Origin of the sequence: Kangiella spongicola (genome assembly GCF_003194565.2) — a bacterium.
GTDB lineage: Bacteria > Pseudomonadota > Gammaproteobacteria > Enterobacterales > Kangiellaceae > Kangiella > Kangiella spongicola.
The window spans coordinates 132,018-149,939 of record NZ_QICH01000003.1 but is presented as its reverse complement, the minus strand read 5'-3'; the positions used below and the strand labels follow the sequence as shown (position 1 = coordinate 149,939).

The 17,922-nt window shown below is 42.9% G+C and carries 13 protein-coding genes and 3 tRNA genes; 6 read left to right on the top strand and 10 right to left on the bottom strand.

Annotated elements, in window-relative coordinates:
• Positions 1 to 95: 95 nt before the first annotated feature.
• The 5 genes from DL796_RS09600 to DL796_RS09580 all read right to left on the bottom strand — a co-directional run bounded on the left by DL796_RS09600 (position 96) and on the right by DL796_RS09580 (position 3,269).
• The gene (locus tag DL796_RS09600) at positions 96 to 641 is read right to left on the bottom strand and encodes a hypothetical protein (RefSeq protein ID WP_110201496.1); all 546 of its coding nucleotides are present in this window, start codon (positions 639 to 641) and stop codon (positions 96 to 98) included.
• A 192-nt stretch (positions 642 to 833) separates the two neighbouring features.
• Entirely contained in the window at positions 834 to 1,061 is a 228-nt protein-coding gene (locus DL796_RS09595; RefSeq protein WP_110201495.1) for a hypothetical protein, read from the bottom strand.
• Positions 1,062 to 1,157: 96 nt separating this feature from the next.
• A complete protein-coding gene (locus DL796_RS09590; RefSeq protein WP_110201494.1) occupies positions 1,158 to 1,610 on the bottom strand; it encodes a hypothetical protein in 453 nt (150 codons plus the stop codon).
• Positions 1,611 to 2,401: 791 nt separating this feature from the next.
• Positions 2,402 to 2,477, bottom strand: a tRNA-Glu gene (locus tag DL796_RS09585).
• A gap of 291 nt (positions 2,478 to 2,768) precedes the next feature.
• Positions 2,769 to 3,269: a Spy/CpxP family protein refolding chaperone gene (locus tag DL796_RS09580; protein WP_110201493.1), complete on the bottom strand. Its 501-nt coding sequence runs from the start codon at positions 3,267 to 3,269 to the stop codon at positions 2,769 to 2,771.
• A 228-nt stretch (positions 3,270 to 3,497) separates the two neighbouring features.
• Between DL796_RS09580 and DL796_RS09575 the strand changes: the two genes are divergently transcribed.
• Positions 3,498 to 4,196, top strand: coding sequence for a response regulator transcription factor (locus DL796_RS09575; RefSeq protein ID WP_110201492.1), 699 nt, complete (start codon positions 3,498 to 3,500; stop codon positions 4,194 to 4,196).
• Positions 4,197 to 4,200: 4 nt separating this feature from the next.
• Positions 4,201 to 5,586: an ATP-binding protein gene (locus DL796_RS09570; protein WP_110201491.1), complete on the top strand. Its 1,386-nt coding sequence runs from the start codon at positions 4,201 to 4,203 to the stop codon at positions 5,584 to 5,586.
• A 193-nt stretch (positions 5,587 to 5,779) separates the two neighbouring features.
• Here DL796_RS09570 and DL796_RS09565 read toward each other — a convergent pair whose 3' ends face one another.
• The 3 genes from DL796_RS09565 to DL796_RS09555 all read right to left on the bottom strand — a co-directional run bounded on the left by DL796_RS09565 (position 5,780) and on the right by DL796_RS09555 (position 7,387).
• The gene (locus tag DL796_RS09565; protein ID WP_110201490.1) at positions 5,780 to 6,190 is read right to left on the bottom strand and encodes a hypothetical protein; all 411 of its coding nucleotides are present in this window, start codon (positions 6,188 to 6,190) and stop codon (positions 5,780 to 5,782) included.
• A gap of 943 nt (positions 6,191 to 7,133) precedes the next feature.
• Positions 7,134 to 7,209, bottom strand: a tRNA-Glu gene (locus DL796_RS09560).
• Positions 7,210 to 7,311: 102 nt separating this feature from the next.
• A tRNA-Ala gene (locus tag DL796_RS09555) sits at positions 7,312 to 7,387 on the bottom strand.
• A gap of 127 nt (positions 7,388 to 7,514) precedes the next feature.
• Between DL796_RS09555 and DL796_RS09550 the strand changes: the two genes are divergently transcribed.
• The 4 genes from DL796_RS09550 to pyk all read left to right on the top strand — a co-directional run bounded on the left by DL796_RS09550 (position 7,515) and on the right by pyk (position 15,801).
• Positions 7,515 to 9,557: a S9 family peptidase gene (locus DL796_RS09550; protein WP_110201489.1), complete on the top strand. Its 2,043-nt coding sequence runs from the start codon at positions 7,515 to 7,517 to the stop codon at positions 9,555 to 9,557.
• Positions 9,558 to 9,757: 200 nt separating this feature from the next.
• Positions 9,758 to 11,023: an efflux RND transporter periplasmic adaptor subunit gene (locus tag DL796_RS09545; protein ID WP_110201488.1), complete on the top strand. Its 1,266-nt coding sequence runs from the start codon at positions 9,758 to 9,760 to the stop codon at positions 11,021 to 11,023.
• A 7-nt stretch (positions 11,024 to 11,030) separates the two neighbouring features.
• Positions 11,031 to 14,213: an efflux RND transporter permease subunit gene (locus DL796_RS09540; protein WP_227593051.1), complete on the top strand. Its 3,183-nt coding sequence runs from the start codon at positions 11,031 to 11,033 to the stop codon at positions 14,211 to 14,213.
• A gap of 142 nt (positions 14,214 to 14,355) precedes the next feature.
• Positions 14,356 to 15,801: a pyruvate kinase gene (gene pyk / locus DL796_RS09535; RefSeq protein ID WP_110201486.1), complete on the top strand. Its 1,446-nt coding sequence runs from the start codon at positions 14,356 to 14,358 to the stop codon at positions 15,799 to 15,801.
• Between the two features lie 17 nt (positions 15,802 to 15,818).
• On the opposite strand, the gene DL796_RS09530 is transcribed toward pyk, so the two are convergent.
• A complete protein-coding gene (locus DL796_RS09530) occupies positions 15,819 to 16,775 on the bottom strand; it encodes a DMT family transporter (RefSeq protein ID WP_227593050.1) in 957 nt (318 codons plus the stop codon).
• 79 nt (positions 16,776 to 16,854) lie between these two features.
• A complete protein-coding gene (locus DL796_RS09525) occupies positions 16,855 to 17,913 on the bottom strand; it encodes a MaoC family dehydratase (protein WP_110201485.1) in 1,059 nt (352 codons plus the stop codon).
• Positions 17,914 to 17,922: the final 9 nt, after the last annotated feature.

Here is a 17,922-nt window from a genome sequence, read left to right as displayed (position 1 = left end):
AGCTTATGGTTGGATGATACAATATATATTCAGAAAGGGCTAATTGGGGGTGTAGTAACACGCAGTTTCCGACCGTAGAAACACCTTAAGCTTCTTTAACAGCAATGATGGACTTCTGACACCACACCATTTTTTGGATAAAAAACATACGTAGAATCAATATTAATGTGTAGGCTCAAAGTAAAGTCGCTTCCATTATCTATGGACTGGTATCTTAAATAGAATTTTGCAGGCCAACCAACATACTTTTTAGACCCAACCTTTCCTACAATACTTGTTTCCCAGCTCTTCAACGTACTCGGATAGCTCCCATTGTATTGTGCGAAGATTTCTTTGGCTTCTGAATGTGCCTCACTTCGAGCATTTGATATGGAAACGTTTAACGACAAAATAGCTATTAAAAAGATGCCAATGGTTAATATTTGACGAATAAACCTCTTCCCTAGTGACTTTCTATAAAGATATTTCTGCACCAACGATATTAATATCTTTATTGCAGAAACAAGTGCTAAAAATCCACCAATTAGCCACAAAACAGATGTTGTAAAATCTGGGGGAATAATTATAAGAGGAATTAAAAGCATTGGAGGAAAAATATACCAAAGTATATTTGAGTGTTCTAATGACTTTGGTCTCTCCATAACTATAATAATTTCTCTGTTAATTTAATAAACATATATAGCCTACAGTTTAATTAAAGCTCATAAGTGACAGTAACCTTGATAAGCGAAAGCGCTCAAGGGAACTTCCTTTGGTCGTAATCGAGTGGAATAGCAAGTTGTTAATGTAAAACCTCGAAGGCGTTTCACTTCTTCGAGGCTACGCTAGCTATATTATTTGTTGAGTTCGAGCTGCGCATTTACTTTGCCCGATAATACTTTTTGTACTGCATCATCCCAGTCACTTATTGCTGCTGGATCTGCACTGCTACCGTCGGGCAGTAATGATAAACCGCCAAGTAAAGCTCCAATTTCATCTGCATTTGTTAATGAATAATAGTTTTCAAGAAATGCAATCATTGCCAGGTATCCCTGCTTCGTTGTGATTTTAAATTCATTCATAATACATCAATTATTCTTGATTAAACTGAACACATAGCACCGCCAACAACTACAAGGCTGTCCAAACCACGAAGTAGTTGATGTTGCTTGGCCTTGTTAAAAGTGCTCACCTGTAAACTCCTTTTTAAACTCTGAAAATGGCTTACAGGCCCACGCTTCCCACATATTTTTCATATACAGAAAGAAATCATCAGACTCCATATCCAAAGCATCATATGTCGGATCAATTACGCTCATCAGTAGTCCCTTGGGCCTATACCTGATTTTAAATACTATTTTGCCATTTTCTTTGATCACAAATGATCTAATCACTAAGCCCTGCAAGGAAACAGTTGTATTTGGTTCTAACCTCCATACATTCTTTTTGTGCTGTAGTATTAATGACCGCTCATCTTTGTGGAAGGCAAACCACTTACCGTTCTGTTTCCAAACTGAGCCAAAACCAGTTTTACCCCACTCCATGTCTGGTGCATCAGATACCTTACCAGTCTCGGTATCGAATTCCTTTACCCCTCCAGCAAACCAACTATGGCAGATAAATTTCTTCATAATCGATACTTTTAACATAAGAATACCCGAATTGGACTGTAACTCGCTAATTTATAAGGAATGACTTTTGCAATTCCCAAAAGCGGCTAATGTCCTAGTAAAAACAGCGTGAAAGTGCAGTATCTTTCGGAGTTCCAATAAGACATGTACTAAATAGCAATTTCCCTACAGCCCTATTCCTGTATTCTTATTTGTTTTATTTACGTTTATTAGAGGTTACTTGAAGCTCAAGGTGGAGTCAAAGCTTCATAAAAGCAGCTTACAGTAAAATCACTGTTCGGAACTTTTTAAGTGAATTATAGGCTTCATAAATAGTATGACAGTGACTTAGAGTTACCAAACTTTCAGCAAACATATAATTCCCCTTTAAAAGTTAGCCTCACGGCACAAAATTACCGTGTAAATTGGGCAGGGATAGCCCAGTTTAGCAAAAACGAAACAAGGAAGTTTCGTTTTGCGGCACGATCAGTAATTTTGGGTCATGAGGGAAACGCTCTAGCGTCTAACTTTTGGGGCGAGTTTTTTGGTTCGTTTTTTGCTCGTTCAAAAAATGAACGTTAAAAAATACAACAAAGTCTTTAAAATGAAGGTATAGATGAGCAATCCCTTAGAAAACTAGGAAAATAACTACTTTAGGGAGGCAGAAATTTGCTCCCGTAGGGGAGGCAAGAAACTGCTCCTGCGTTTCTTGCACTCCAACCATCCATGGTTGTCGTCGAATTGTTTAAGGGCTCCGCTATGGGAAATACAGATATAAAAAAACCCAGCTAAAAAGCTGGGTTTTATTTATATGGTATCCCGTAGGGGAGTCGAACCCCTGTTACCGCCGTGAAAGGGCGGTGTCCTAGGCCTCTAGACGAACGGGACACTGGTTTTGCTGTTTGAGAGTGTTTGTTACATATCCCTCAAATGCGGGCGAAATAATAATGTTATCTGGGGGCTTTGTCAAAAGATAATTGCACTTTTTTTCATAAAAAAGCGTATTTTTTTATTTTTGCTCTAAATTCAAACACATTGCTTAAATTTTCATCTGGGATTTTAGAAAAACCGCTAGGAATTCTCTTTTCTAAAAGTTCCTAACGGCTATTAGCTTTGGTTGTTAGGGTTCTCACCACCCTACTTTTCCAACTTTTCTCTAGCTTGTCTCTTATATTGAGATTATTTGCCTTCTGATTTACGCTCAGCGATGCGTTTTTTCTTTTCCGCCCAACGCTGCTTCATCTTTTCTTTGATTTCGGCTTTTTTTGCTTGTTGCTCTGGGGTTAGTACGGCGTTCACTTGGTTAGCTGCGTTTGCTTTGATCACCACTTTGTCGGCGAAGACATTCTGGTACTGTGCGTGTAAGCTGCGAACGGCTTGTTCACTGTAGTCTGGGCTGTTGACCAGATCTCGAAGTGCCTGTTTATAAGCTTTTAATGGTTCTCTTAAAGCTGCTTTTTGCTCTTTGGCATTTTTCATAATAGCTTTAACTTCAGCTTTTTGTTCGTCGCTTAGGTCTAGCTTTTTAAGGATGTGCATTTCACCGTGGGCATGGTGCTTTTTAGCATGAGCTTTATGATGCTTATGGTTTGGGCCTGCTTCTGCTGGCGCCATGGCGAAAGCGCCTGCAAATAGAGCTACAATTGATAAATACATTAAAGGTGTTTTTAAACGGTTCATAGTATTTCCTCTCAGTCGGTTTGTTTTGATTTGAACAGTAAACAGTCTAGACTGAGCTTTGCTAAGTAACGCTAAGCCAGTGTAAAGTTTAGGTAAAAGTAGTTTATTCAAAGCGTTAACGAGGCTATAACTTAACTATTCGAAGGGTCATCCCTACATTAATAGCTAGCAATATAGCTGAAAAACCGCAATTTTGAGTATTTTATAGAGCAACCTTATTCAACTCCTATGAGCAAACAAGTCCTAATAATCGACGATGATAAAGAGCTGTCCGGCCTTTTGCTGGAATATTTGACCAGTGAACAGATTCACTGCGAGCAGGCGTTCGACGGTGAAACTGGCCTAAGCTATTGTAAACAAAAGCCTTATGACTTGATTCTACTGGATATTATGATGCCAGGAATTGATGGTTTGGAGACTTTGAAGCAGTTACGTCGATTTAGCAAAGTGCCGGTTTTGATGTTAACCGCTCGGGGCGAGGACTACGATAAAATTTTAGGGTTGGAGCTGGGCGCTGATGATTACCTGCCCAAGCCTTTTAATCACCGCGAATTGTTAGCGCGAGTAAAGGCGATACTTCGTCGCTTCGAATATGCGCAAGAAGAAAAGAAAAGTAATATCCAAAAAGCTGGCAACTTAGTGATGAACCATAATACCCATGCCGTTCACATCAGCGGCGAAAGCGTGGAGCTGACGGGTACTGAATACCAATTCTTAAGCTTTTTATTGGAAAGTTTTGGTAATCTCGTGACTAAAGACGAATTAAGCAAAGAAATCCTCGGTCGCCGGATTGTTCAGTACGACCGCAGTATCGACGTTCATATCAGTAATCTTAGAAAAAAATTAAAGCCAGAGTCGAATTTAGAGATTAAAACCATTCGCGGTTCTGGATATCGACTCGTGACAAAAGAATCATCGGAAACCTAATACATTGAAAATTCTAAAATCAATAAACCCTTTTAACTCTTTGTTTGGCAGAATCTTTTTAGGCTTCTGGGGAACCGTTGTATTAATTACTGGCGTGGTGCTTCTAATTAATCAGCAGCTCGCAAACTGGGATAAGGTTCGCCCTGTCGATAAGTACCAACAAAAGTCTTTGTATAAAGTGTCATCAATGCTTAGCGAGTCGCCTCGTTATAACATTAAGGTCATGGCGCGTAAGCTTGAGCGCAAGTTTAAACACACACAGATTATTCTTAAAGATGCTGACACTGGGAAGATGGTTTATCCTCCAAGAGTCCACCCTAAAATAAACAAAGGGATTATTTCTAACTTAGCCTTAAAGTCAAAGCCACTGCAAGTTAGAAACGAACATATTACGTTGACTGGGCCGGAACTCTTTAGTCGTGGCGATAAAACCTATCAGCTGATTTTAATGACAAAAAACCGTCACTCAGAGCACTTCTGGCTACAGCTGTGGAAGATGCCGATTTGGTTAAAGCTCATACTTATGGCCTTAATCACCCTTGTGCCCTGTTGGCTTATTGCACGTAACATTAGTAAGCCCGTAACAAAACTAAGACACAGCAGCCAAACGCTTGCTGGTGGAAACCTACAACATCGTGTATCTGGTTTCGAAAACCGACAAGATGAAATTGGCTACCTAGCTAGCGACTTTAACCACATGGCAGATAAGCTTTCTGCGCTTATCAGCTTGTATAAACGTCTGCTTGCCGATGTGTCGCATGAATTGCGCACTCCCCTGACCCGTTTAGAATTATCGTTAGCCATGGCGCTAAAAGAGCCTGAGAATAACCACCGTCAACTGGCGCGTGCCGAGCGTGAGCTTCATAAGCTGGACGATATTATTGGCAACGTTTTGCGCTTAGCCAAGCTAGAAAATCACGAAGTTTCGATTGAGCAAGAAGATGTTGACCTAACCACCTTGCTGGATCAAACGCTTCGCTCCGGTCAGCTAGAAGCCAGCGAGAAAAACATCAGCATTGAGTGCGATATTGACGATGGACTAAATATCATTGGTGATGAAATTTTGCTCAGCTTCGCTTTCGATAACGTTTTACGCAACGCCATTAAATACAGTCCCAACGATGGGTTAATTACCGTAAACGCTTCTGAGCAAACAGGCTCCATCGAAATCGTCGTTCAAGATCAAGGCCCAGGCGTTGATGATAGCGAGCTAGAACAGTTGTTCGTGCCCTTCTTCCGCGGCAAACAAGCCATGAAAGAATCCAACGGCGCAGGACTTGGCCTCGCCATCGCCAGCAAAGCTATTTATCGACACGGCGGCACTATTCATGCAGAAAACGTACAACCGAAAGGTCTAAAGGTCATGATTGAGTTGCCGGTGGGGAGTTAGGAAGAGTAAAGGTTTGGCATTTAGTAAACGTAGGGTGCGTCGTGACGCACCAAATATTCAACCAACCAGAAAGCGGTGCGTTGTAACACACCCTACGCTAGCTGTTATCTCTTCGATTCCCTGAGGAACAACTATCTGGTTTATGACTGATATTTCTTCCATGGCAAATTTTCTCTGTGTTAGTATAACCCTGCTAGTAAAGGCGCTCTTCAGCTCTTCCTGTCGAGGTCGTGTTTTTAGTTGGTGTTTCAATGCCCAGATCAATGTAGGCAATTATGTAACCATATTCTTTATCTGTTAGCTTACCAGAACTGTACTGTTCAGTAGCATATTCAAATGTCCAAGCGTTACCATTAGGTGGTAAAGGAATAGACAGGTCTACACTTAATAAACTTTTATCGACTACATCATAGCCTTTGTCTACAGCCTTTCTTGCACAGTAGCTAAGAACATATTCAACGGCATATTTATCTACCGCTGGAGCACCACTATACTCTGTTTGACACGCTGTTTTTAGCTTACCTTCCTTTGTAATGTAATCGAGCTTTCCTCTGGTTGTGCAAGCGGATAAAAATACTAAAGTAAGTAAAAAAGTGATTCGCAATGTTTGAATCCTCCCTAAGATCTAACTGAATAACACCAAGGCTAGACTATAAGCTTCTGATTTATAAGAACATTTTTCATGATCGTGAAAAGTGGCTAATACCATAGTAAAGGCGGTCTTGGTGTGCAGCATCGCTCCGAATCGCAATAAAACATGTAATAAATGGCGAATTTCCTACAGCCCTATCCCAGTATTCTTATTTGTTTTATTTAGAATGCTTAGAGATTACTCGAAGCTTAGAGATGAGTCAAAAGCTTGTGGGTAACGTAGCCTAGATTGGGGTAACGTACTAATGGTACATACTATTTTGTTTAAATCGAAGGAAGTAATAAGCTTTCCCCCCGAAAGCGCTGATGCTCTTTCAAGGCTACGCTTACTAACAAACAACACCCAAGCCCCCTTTAAAAGTTAGCCTCATGATGCAAAATTACCGTGCAAATTGGTAAGTGACTATAAGGAATCCCCTTGCGGGAGAAAGTCCAATTTAGCAAAAACGAAACAAGGAGGTTTCGTGGTGACTATAAGGAATGCCCGTGGTGCGGCACGATCAGTAATTTTGGGTTATGAGGGAAACGCTTTAGCGTCTAACTTTTCGGGGTGAGTTTTTTGGTTCGTTTTTTTGCTCATATAAACGACCAAAGGAAGTCCCTTCAGGGGAAATGAACATTAAAAAAATTATATCAAAATCTTCAAAATGAAAGCATAGACGAGCAATCCCTTAGAAATCTACGAAAATAGCTACTTCGGGGCGCAGAGTTTTGCTCCTTCGGGGAGGCCGAAAACTGCCGTAGGGGAGTACTCCGCGCTTCGGGCCAGCGTCGCCCTGCTCCGCTGTTTAAATTTGTTCCCGACAAATTTTTCGAACCCTTACAGGGCTTCTCCATCCCCATACAAAATATACAGAAATAAAAAAGCCCGACCAAATGGTCGAGCTTTATTTATGTGGTATCCCGTAGGGGAGTCGAACCCCTGTTACCGCCGTGAAAGGGCGGTGTCCTAGGCCTCTAGACGAACGGGACACAAAACTTTTAAATCAATGTTCTTTTTGTTAATGCGCGGCGGATACGACGGAAGTTTATTCTAATAAACGACTGAGTATCCAACAATGCAGTAACGAAAAGTGGTGGAGCTAAGCGGGATCGAACCGCTGACCTCTACACTGCCAGTGTAGCGCTCTCCCAGCTGAGCTATAGCCCCAAACTGGCGCGCATTTTAGCACGGAGGTCGATCCTGTCAACTGCATTTTAAGAGATTTTATCGACTTGTTTCTGAAAGCTTTGTATAGTGCTGGCACTTAATCTGAACAAATGGGGTTTTATTTTATATGAAATACTTGGCCTTCCTTTTGGGTGTTGCCGCTTCCACCCAAGCTATAGCAACAGATAACCAAACCTTTACTGCTGAAGACTTGGTCACTTTAAAGCGTGTTAGTGGCGCAACTTTGTCGCCAGACGGCTCGATGGTGGCTTATCACCTGCGAAGCACGGACTTAGAGGCTGATAAAGGTCTTTATGATATTTATACAGTTTCGAGCGACGGTAAAACCACCACTCAGATTACTACACACAAAGCTGCTGATACCTCGCCGACTTGGTCTAAAGATGGTAATTCAATCTATTTTCTTTCTAGCCGTAACGGATCAAACCAGCTTTATAACTACAATATAAAGAGTAAGAAATTATCACAAATAACAGATTTCCCTGTTAGCGTTGATACTTATAAGATTTCTAATGATGGCGAGCATTTAGTGTTTAGCGCGACGGTTTTCCCTGAGTGCGATAGCTTTGAATGCAGTAAGGAAAATTTTGAAAAGCAGAAAAACTCTAAAGCCACGGGAAAGCTTTACCATAAAACTTTCGCGCGTCACTGGGATACATGGTTAGACGGTACTCAGAGTCAGTTATTTAGTGCTGAACTATCTAAAACAGGCGCAGAAAACGTTCGCCCTGTATCGCACAGCTTGAATGGTAACGTCCCTTCTCGCCCTTTTGGTGGTGCTGAGGAATATACCATTAGCCCTGATGGTGAAAATGTTGTCTTTACATTACGTATCTCTGATGAGAAAGAGTCTCGCTCGACCAACTTCGATTTATACCAAGTGTCGATTAAAGGTGGCGAAGCGGTCAATATCACAGCGGATAACCCTGCTTGGGACACGCAGCCAGTGTTTAGTCCTGATGGCACTAAGCTCGCTTGGCTCGCTATGGATCGCCCTGGGTTCGAAGCCGACCGCTTACAGATTCATCTTAAAGACCTAGAGTCCGGCAAAGTAACTAACTTGACCAAAGACTGGGATCGCTCAGTGTCTTCTTATCACTTTGGCCATGATGGTAAAACGATTTATGTTACGGGCAATAATCTTGGTAAGAAATCTTTATGGGCGTTTGATATCGACTCTAAAACACCTACCCTACTAACCGACAAAGGTTACGTTGGTGGCGTTAGTGTTGGGCAAGATCAGCTTATTTATCAGTACGATGATTTACAGAACCCAGCTGATTTATATCGTTTAGATTTAGACTCTAAACAGTCTCAGCAAATTACTCAAGTCAATAAAGAGCACACAAAAAACTTTAAGCTTGGCGAATATGAGCAGTTTAAATTCGACGGCTGGAACGATGAAACGGTTTACGGCTATGTGGTCAAGCCTGCAGATTTCGATCCTAAGAAAAAGTACCCGCTAGCATTCTTAATTCATGGCGGCCCACAGGGTAGCTTTGGCGATCACTTCCACTATCGCTGGAACCCACAGACTTATACCGCTCAGGGTTTTGTCGCTGTCATGATCGATTTCCATGGTTCGACTGGCTATGGGCAAGAATTTACCGACTCGATCAGCGGTGACTGGGGCGGCAAGCCTTTAGAAGACTTACAAAAAGGCATGGCTTACATCGAAGAGACTTACGAATACATCGATACTGATAATAGCTGTGCGCTAGGCGCTTCTTATGGCGGCTACATGATTAACTGGATTGCTGGTCAATGGCCAGATCAATTTAAGTGTTTGGTTAACCATGATGGCGTGTTCGATAATCGCATGATGTATTACGCCACTGAAGAGCTGTGGTTTGTTGAGTGGGAAAATGGCGGCACTTATTACGATGTTCCTGAAAACTTTGAGAAGTTTAACCCTGTACACCATGTGAAGAACTGGAAAACGCCGATGCTAGTTGTTCAGGGCACTAAAGATTTCCGTGTTCCTGAAACACAGTCGCTCGGAACTTTTACAGCGCTACAGCGTCAAGGGATTCCTAGCCAATTGCTTGTTTTCGAAGACGAGAATCACTGGGTATTAAAGCCTAACAACAGTATTCAATGGCACAATGTTGTAAATAACTGGCTTCATCAATGGTTAACTGAGCAATAAGAATTTAACCTGCTCTAACTAACTCATTGAATTAAAGGCGCTTTTTAGCGCCTTTTTTAATACACGCAAAAGATTCGATTGTGTGTCACCTGAAACATTTCTTAACTTTTTGTCACCACAAAACATTAGTTATGACGCTTAGCACTCCGTATAATGAAAAAATTGGAATTATCTAGTATTAGAAATACTTGCGGGGCTTTATGACAAAACGAATTATAATTGGAACATCCATTTTATTGGGTACAGTTGTGTTGATTGGTGCGATGGTCTCTTTAAAACCAGAGCCGCCTAAGAAAAAGCCTGTGGTTCAGGCTACGGTTGTAGAAACTCAGGTGGTTAACAAAGAGCCGATACAATTTATTGTCGATAGCCAAGGGCCTGTTAAGCCAGTAATTGACACCACTCTTGTAGCTGAAGTCAGCGGCAGGATTACTAAAATTTCTGATAAATTCCGTGTAGGTTCTTTTGTCAAAAAAGGCGACGTGCTTTTTGAGATAGATTCCGCAAACTATATAGCCAATGTTCGAAGCGCAGAAGCAAGCCTAGCCCAGGCCAAAGCGGCTTACCAAGACGCAAAAGCACGCACGGACCAAGCTCGCAAAGACTGGAAGAAAATTGGTCGTGGCGAGCCAACTGATTTAGTGTTAAAAATCCCGCAATTAAACCAAGCCAAAGCTGGCGTGCAATCTGCTGAGGCCGCTTTATATCGTGCACAGCAAGATTTAGAGCGTACAAAAGTCAAAGCAAATTTCGACGCATTGATTAAGACAAAAAATGTTGGCTTGGGTCAATATGTGAATGTCGGCAGTCAAGTGGCTACCCTTTATGGCACTGATACTGCGGAAGTTCGACTTCCAATTCCAGATCAACAGCTGGCCTATCTAAATCTGCCTGTTCAAAATCAACCGAACACTTACCCTGATGTTCGCTTAAGTGGTATTTTCGCTGGCGAAGAAAAGGAATGGTTCGGTAAACTCGTTCGCACCGAGGGCGTGGTTGAGGAATCTAACCGATTGACTTATTTAGTTGCGCAAGTTAGTGATCCTTACGGCTTAAAAGATGGTGCTAACCACGAAACGGCTTTGCGTTTTGGTACTTTCGTTAAAGCCGAAATCGCTGGTCAAGAACGTGAGAACCTTATCAAGCTCCCTCGCCAAGCGCTTTACTACAACAAACAAGTGCTCTCGCTAGTCGATGAGAATAAGATCCAACTAGTTGACGTAAAACTAGCGCGTACAGAAAGCAACACCATATACGTCAGCGAAGGCTTAGAGAATGGCCAAGAAATCATTATCACTCCTGTGCAAAACCCTGTGAATGGCATGAAAGTTAAAAAGTTTGCGACCCTGCAAGCAGAAAGGCAAAAAGCTGCTGAAAAAAAGGCTCAAGAGCTAGCTGAAAAAAATAAGTCAGAAAGCAGCGAGTCAAGCAGTAAACAAGTCGACTCAGCGACTGTAAGCCAATAAGGAGACTATGATGCCAAGTTCAGAAAATTCTCAAACAGGTATCATTTCCTGGTTCGCACGCAACTCTGTTGCGGCTAACCTCTTGATGATCGCGATCTTTGTCGCTGGAGTCATCGGCATATCACAACTACGACAGCAGGTATTCCCTGATATCGTCGTCAACTCGATTAGCATTCAAGTACCCTACCCTGGCGCGGCGCCGCAGGAAGTCGAAGAAGGGATTATTATTCTTATTGAAGAGAATATTAAAGAAGTCGAGGGAATCAAGAAAATCACTTCCAGCGCCTCCGAAGGTAACGCTCGAATCACCGTCGAGGTTGAACAAAACTACGATGTAGCGGCGCTTTTGGATGAACTTAAAATTCGAATTGACGCTATCCCTAACTTACCAGATTTAGCGGAACGCCCTGTTATTTATGAAAACCGTCAGCAAAGACAGGTCATGTGGATCAGTGTGTTTGGCGACGCTAATGAGCGCACTCTTAAAGATTATGCTAATGAAATCAAAACAGAGTTGTTAGCTCGTCCACATATTTCAGCAGTTCAGGTTAACGGTACTCGCCCTTATGAAGTCGGCATTATGGTTAGCGATTATCAACTTCGCAAATATGGCCTAACACTACAGCAAGTTTCTCAGGCAGTTCGTAACCATTCGTTAGATTTACCGAGCGGTACTATTAAAACCCTTGGCGGCGATATTTTGGTGAGAACCAAAAACCAAGCCTACACTGGCTTAGACTTTGCACAGATACCATTGCTGACACGCCCTGACGGTACGACTTTATTACTCGGCGATATCGCAGCTATTGACGACGGTTTTGCGGAGTATGAGTTTATTTCTCGCTTTGATGGTAAAGATTCGGTCAACATGCGAATTCGCTCATCGCTTGAATCCGATGATTTACTTATTGCAAACGAAGTTTACGAATATCTTGACACCAAGGTGAACAGTTTACCTGCGGGAATTTCTATTGATGCTTGGGGTGATGGCACTTATTACCTCAAAGGTCGTTTAGAAATGATGCAGAAGAACATGATCGCGGGTGTCATATTAGTATTCATCATTCTAGCACTATTCTTGCGATTCAAACTGGCTTTCTGGGTCATGATCGGTATTCCGCTGTGTTTCCTCGGCGCCTTTGCTTTGATGTATATGTACCCCGCCTTCTCCATGACGATTAATATGATCACCCTCTTTGGCTTTATTCTGGTGCTCGGGATTGTGGTCGATGATGCAATTATTATCGCTGAGAGTGCCTGGTCATCGATTGAGGAAAAGGGGCACAGCATTAATAGTGTTGTTGAAGGTGCCAAGAAGGTAGCCTTGCCAGCGACCTTTGGTGTACTGACAACGATTGCTGCATTTTACCCAACGTTAGCCATTAGTGGCCCTTGGTCGAACGCCATGGCCTCGATTGGCTTGGTCGTTATTTTCTGCTTATTGTTCTCATTAGTAGAGTCAAAGCTGATTTTGCCAGCACACTTAGCGCACATGAAACTGCGTAAAGTTGAGGACACCAAGAACCCTGCGCTACGCAAAGTAAAAATGTTCTTTCGTGGAATTCGCTTAAAAGTCAGCAGCATCCTAAAAAGCTTTATTCAAAACAAGTACCAGCCAGGGCTTGAAACTCTATTACGCTACCGTGGTTTAACCGTATTGAGCTTCATCTGCTTACTTTTTATTACGACAATCGGTTTTGTCGGCGGTGGCTGGGTTAAAACCTCACTATTCCCCAATACTCCAGGCGATGGTGTTTTTGTGGAAGTTAAAATGGCTGAGGGCTCTACAGCTGAGCAAACCATTAAGAGTATCACCATCGTTGAGCAGAAGCTGAATGAAATCCATGAAGAAATTAAAGCTGAATATGGCATCGGTGTTAAACAGCATTCTGTGACTTGGTCAAACAACAACACAGGCGCCTATATGTGGACTGAATTAGTGCCAAGCGAAAGAATACCGATCAATCAGTTTAAGTTTATTGATATGTGGCGTGATCGCGTTGGTCTGCTACCTTCTGTTCAAGAAGTTAGCTTCGGCGCGGGTGGCGGTGGCCCTGGCGGCGGCGGTGTTGGTTTCCGTCTAATCGGTAGCGATATCGACGAATTACAAGTTGTTTCTGAAAAAATCAAAAACGCGCTAGCCCAATATGATGGTGTCTATGACATTAGCGACGGCTTGTCGGGTGGTAAAGAAGAGATTGTGGTTGAACTAAAGCCTCACGGTCGTAACTTAGGCTTAACCACACAAGGACTTTCTACTCAGGTGCGTAATGCTTTCTATGGCTCAGAGGCTCAGCGCTTCCTGCGTAATACAGAAGAAGTCAAAGTCTTTGTGCGCTACCCGCTTGAAGACCGCCGCTCTATTGGCAACTTAGAGCAGATGCCAATTAGAACACCTGATGGTCAATATGTGACTTTCTCGGATGTGGCGACTTATAAGCTACAAGAGGGTTACTCCCGTATTTCTCGTGTCGATGGCGTTAGGGCAAACAGTATTAGCGCGGATGTCAGTCAGGAATCAAGCACTTCTCCTGGTGAAATTAATGCCGACATGATGATGAATGTGATTCCTGATATTTTACAGGAGCACCCAAGCGTTAAGTTTGTTCCAGGCGGTCCAAGCGAAGACCAAAAAGTTCTTACAGATGAATTAATGCTAGGTGGAGCTATCGCACTACTAATGATTTTCGGCTTGATGGCGATTCCACTAAAATCATACATTAAACCTGTTGTGGTTATGTCAGCCATTCCTTTCGGCATTATTGGCGCCATGGTAGGTCACCTTCTAATGGGCATTAGCCTCAGCATGTTCTCCTTCTTCGGCATCATTGCCCTCTCAGGGGTTGTGGTGAATGACAGCTTGCTAATGGTCGACTTCATTGGTCGTGCGCGTGAGCAAGGCATGAGTCGCATAGAAGCTGCGATCAAAGCTGGCACACAACGTTTCCGTGCAATCGTATTAACCTCATTAACGACCTTCTTCGGCTTATTACCGATCACCATGGAAACAAGCCTTCAAGCACAATTAGTTATCCCGATGGCAGTATCGCTAGCCTTTGGTATCGTTTTTGCGACAGTCATTACCCTAATTTGGGTCCCGTGTTTATACGTTCTGATGGGCTCAATTAAAGACTGGTTCTTAAACCGTGATAGCAAAAGTTTGACTCAGCAAGCCTACGAAAATAACTAATGTGTCAATGATTGAACAATAAGGGGCTTCGGCCCCTTTTTTGTGGCTGAAAGAAAGGTTTTCATAAGAGTTTCATTGAATTCTAGTTGTATTAAATTAGGATAGGATTAAACTATTTGTAAGCCCTAAAAAAGAAGTAAATATGTTAAAAAGAACCAAAATTGTTGCGACTCTCGGTCCAGCAACAGACACAGAAGAAGCCATTCGTTCGCTTATCGAAGCTGGGGCGAATGTCTTCCGTTTAAACTTTTCACACGGTGAAGAGCAAGACCATATCCGAAGAGCCGAAAAGATCTTAAAAATCGCCAAGGACATGGATCGCTATATCGGCATTTTAGGCGACCTTCAAGGCCCCAAAATCCGTATTTCCAAGTTCAAAAACGACAAAGTAACCATTACTGCAGGCCAAGAGTTTGTGCTCGACGCAGAGCTCGATGTTAATGCTGGTACAGAAGAAGCTGTTGGAATTGACTACAAAGCTTTACCACAAGACGTCAGAGCGGGTAATCACCTGATGCTCGATGATGGTCGAATTCAATTAGAAGTCACTAAAACTACCCTTTCGAAAATTATCTGTAAAGTGGTTGTAGGCGGCGTGTTAAGCAATAACAAAGGTATCAACCTGCTAGGTGGCGGCCTTTCTGCGCCAGCGTTAACTGAGAAAGACAAAAGAGACATCAAAACGGCAGTTAGCATGAATGTTGACTACCTCGCAGTGTCTTTCCCGCGTAGCGCCAGTGATATGGAGTATGCGAGAGAGTTGCTAAAAGAAGCCGGTGGTAACTGTGACTTAGTGGCTAAGATTGAGCGCGCAGAAACAGTTAATGACCCTCAAATTCTGGATGAAATCATCTTGGCGTCTGATGCAGTGATGGTTGCGCGTGGCGATCTAGGTGTTGAAATTGGTGATGCGCAATTAATTGGCGTTCAAAAACGGATTATCGAACGTTCACGAGCACTAAATAGAGTTGTGATAACTGCAACCCAGATGATGGAAAGCATGATTCATAACCCAATCCCTACTCGCGCGGAGGTGTTTGACGTCGCCAACGCTATTCTTGATGGCACTGATGCCGTTATGTTGAGCGCCGAAACCGCAACTGGTGATAACCCTGAGCGTACGGTCGATGCTATGGCTAACGTGTGTCAAGGTGCTGAAAACCAGTCGCTGGCGCAAATATCAAATCACCGCATCGATACGCAGTTTAAGCGCATAGATGAAACTATCGCGATGGCTACTATGTACAGCGCCAACCACCTAGAAGGTGTGAAAGCGATTATTGCACTAACTGAGTCTGGCTCAACAGCCCTTTGGTTGTCGCGTATCCGCTCAGGAATTCCAATTTTCGCACTAAGCCGTAACATTAAAACTCTACGCAGAGTGTCCCTATACCGTGGTGTCGAAGCGGTTAATTTCGATCCAACGGTGCTGGCCCGTCACGACGTTAATCGCTTGGCGATTGAAGAGTTAGTGCACTATGGACATGTAAAAGACGGCGATTTAGTTATTATCACTAAAGGTAACTCGATGGGTGCGCTTGGTGGAACTAATGCCATGAAAATTGTGCGTGTTGGTGAAGTTCTTTAGCCAGCAATTATTAGTTGTCAGTAACTAATAAAAAGCACCACGCCCACAAACGCCAGTGCAATGCCTAGGAGCTTTCTCCTAGGCAATTCTTCTTTTAAGAAGAGCCAAGCAAATATCACGATAAAGACATTAGCAGTTTCATTAAGAACCGAGGCTGTGCTTGCGTCCGTGTACTTGTAGCCTGCTAACCAGAACATCATCGAAATATAAGTGGCAAGCACGCTCGCTGTGAAAATTAGCTTCCATCTTCTAGGTTGTTTGATTTCAGAATATACCTTTATCAGTTTTTGGCTTAGCGCCAACACCAGAAGTGTTCCAACAATACCGCCTATCAACCGTAATGTAATCAGCCAAAAGAAGCCATCGCCCTCAATTATTCGCTTCACCATTACAATACCTATAGCGTTTAGTAGCACTGCCCCAACGGCAAAGAATAAACCTTGAGCAAAGGTCTTGGCATCAACCTGCTTGCGGTTCTTTTGGTAAGTCACCATGAAAATTCCGAGCAGCACCAACAAGAAAGCACAAATCTGTACAAAGTTTAACGACTCACCGAGGAAAACCACCGATAAAATAACAACGAAAGGACTATAAAGACTCGCAACTATGGCGGTATTGCCTGCTCCTACAATTTTCAAGGCTAGAAAATACCAAGTGTCGGCAACGGCTATGCCGATAAATCCGCTGGTTAAAACTATGGTCCACTCCCAAGCTGACAAATCGGGTAGCGTCAGTCCTTCCGCTAGCATCGACGTAGGGATTAGCAAAGAAGCGCCAAGTAAGTTTTTAAATAAGTTTAAAGAGGTTGCGCTAAGCGATTCACCTGCAAACTTAAACAATACGACTGCGGTTGCCCATGTTAAAGCACTCGCTAGAGCAAAGAACTCGCCTATGCCAACATCAACTCCACCAATTATCGCTAAGGGCACTGCAACCTCTAGGTATTCGCTATTAAAGAAAAGAAAAACTACCACAAAGCTTCAAGTCTGGATAGTTCTTAATCCAGACTTATGGCTCAGAAGGAACGGTTTCAAGAACGGTTTCAAGAACTGCCTATACGGGAATGAGTACGGTGTAATCCAGATCTAAAACAAAATTCGATGGCAATCGGCTTTTTTCTGCTAGCGCTTTATCGTACTGCGGTTTTAATTCGTTCCACGAGCTATTTTTATAGCCTAAAGTACGCAAGCGCAAAGCCCCCACTCCGGCTCCTAACTCTTGGCATTGCAGCACTTGAGTTGCCGCATATATCGTATCGCCGGCGAAACTTGGGTTTAAGTGAGAACCGCCATTAATCGCCGCAAGCCACTGGGCATTAGCAAGGCCATTATGTGAAATAGTTCGACACAAGGAGATGATATGTCCGCCATAGACTAAACGTTGCTGATGCTTCCCCGAAGCCATTTGATGCTGATTAAAGTGCACTTTGGCATTATTTTGATACAACTTAGTCGCTATCGTATGTTCAGCATGGTCAATGGTTAAGCCATCAATATGATCTATCCACTCGCCAACTTTATAATCATTAAGGCGATAGTTTTCACCGCTTAGGCGAGTATCGTAGGAAGTGATAGATAACTGCTGAGGTATGGAAACACTGCCTAGCGGCACCATAGAATTAAGTTGAGGCTCCACAGCAAAAGTATTGTGCATGCCCTCTTGGCGTTTATTGACCATGACCCAACGCTTCCAGCTCAAGACCTGATAGCCCTCTTGGTTTACCGCTTTAGAATGAACATAAACAATCCCTGTTTTGCCGTTTGAGTTTTCTTTCAGGCCAATAACTTCAGACACCACACTAATCGTATCGCCCACGAAAAATGGCTCAATAAACTCAACCTCAGCATAGCCTAGGTTTGCTACGGCATTAAGAGATATGTCGTTGACGGTTTTGCCAAATGCAATTTGAAACAGTAGGAAGTTATCGACCGGCTGCTTAGAATAACCCAGTTGTTGAGCAAAGTCTTGGTTGCAATACAAACTAAAACGGCTACCAGTAAGCGCTAAATATAGACTGGTATCAGCCTCAGTAATGGTCCTCGGTATCGCATGCTCTAGCACCTGCCCTAAAGCAAAGTCTTCAAAATAAAAACCAGTGGAAGCTTTATTCATAAATACCCT

What these genes read in the sequence shown, in the direction of transcription:
- DL796_RS09580 (WP_110201493.1), bottom strand. Translation starts at nt 3,269, where the DNA reads ATGAACCGTTTAAAAACACCTTTAATGTATTTATCAATTGTAGCTCTA.
- DL796_RS09525 (WP_110201485.1), bottom strand. Translation starts at nt 17,913, where the DNA reads ATGAATAAAGCTTCCACTGGTTTTTATTTTGAAGACTTTGCTTTAGGG.
- DL796_RS09575 (WP_110201492.1), top strand. Translation starts at nt 3,498, where the DNA reads ATGAGCAAACAAGTCCTAATAATCGACGATGATAAAGAGCTGTCCGGC.
- DL796_RS09590 (WP_110201494.1), bottom strand. Translation starts at nt 1,610, where the DNA reads ATGAAGAAATTTATCTGCCATAGTTGGTTTGCTGGAGGGGTAAAGGAA.
- DL796_RS09545 (WP_110201488.1), top strand. Translation starts at nt 9,758, where the DNA reads ATGACAAAACGAATTATAATTGGAACATCCATTTTATTGGGTACAGTT.
- DL796_RS09595 (WP_110201495.1), bottom strand. Translation starts at nt 1,061, where the DNA reads ATGAATGAATTTAAAATCACAACGAAGCAGGGATACCTGGCAATGATT.
- DL796_RS09600 (WP_110201496.1), bottom strand. Translation starts at nt 641, where the DNA reads ATGGAGAGACCAAAGTCATTAGAACACTCAAATATACTTTGGTATATT.
- pyk (WP_110201486.1), top strand. Translation starts at nt 14,356, where the DNA reads ATGTTAAAAAGAACCAAAATTGTTGCGACTCTCGGTCCAGCAACAGAC.
- DL796_RS09540 (WP_227593051.1), top strand. Translation starts at nt 11,031, where the DNA reads ATGATGCCAAGTTCAGAAAATTCTCAAACAGGTATCATTTCCTGGTTC.
- DL796_RS09550 (WP_110201489.1), top strand. Translation starts at nt 7,515, where the DNA reads ATGAAATACTTGGCCTTCCTTTTGGGTGTTGCCGCTTCCACCCAAGCT.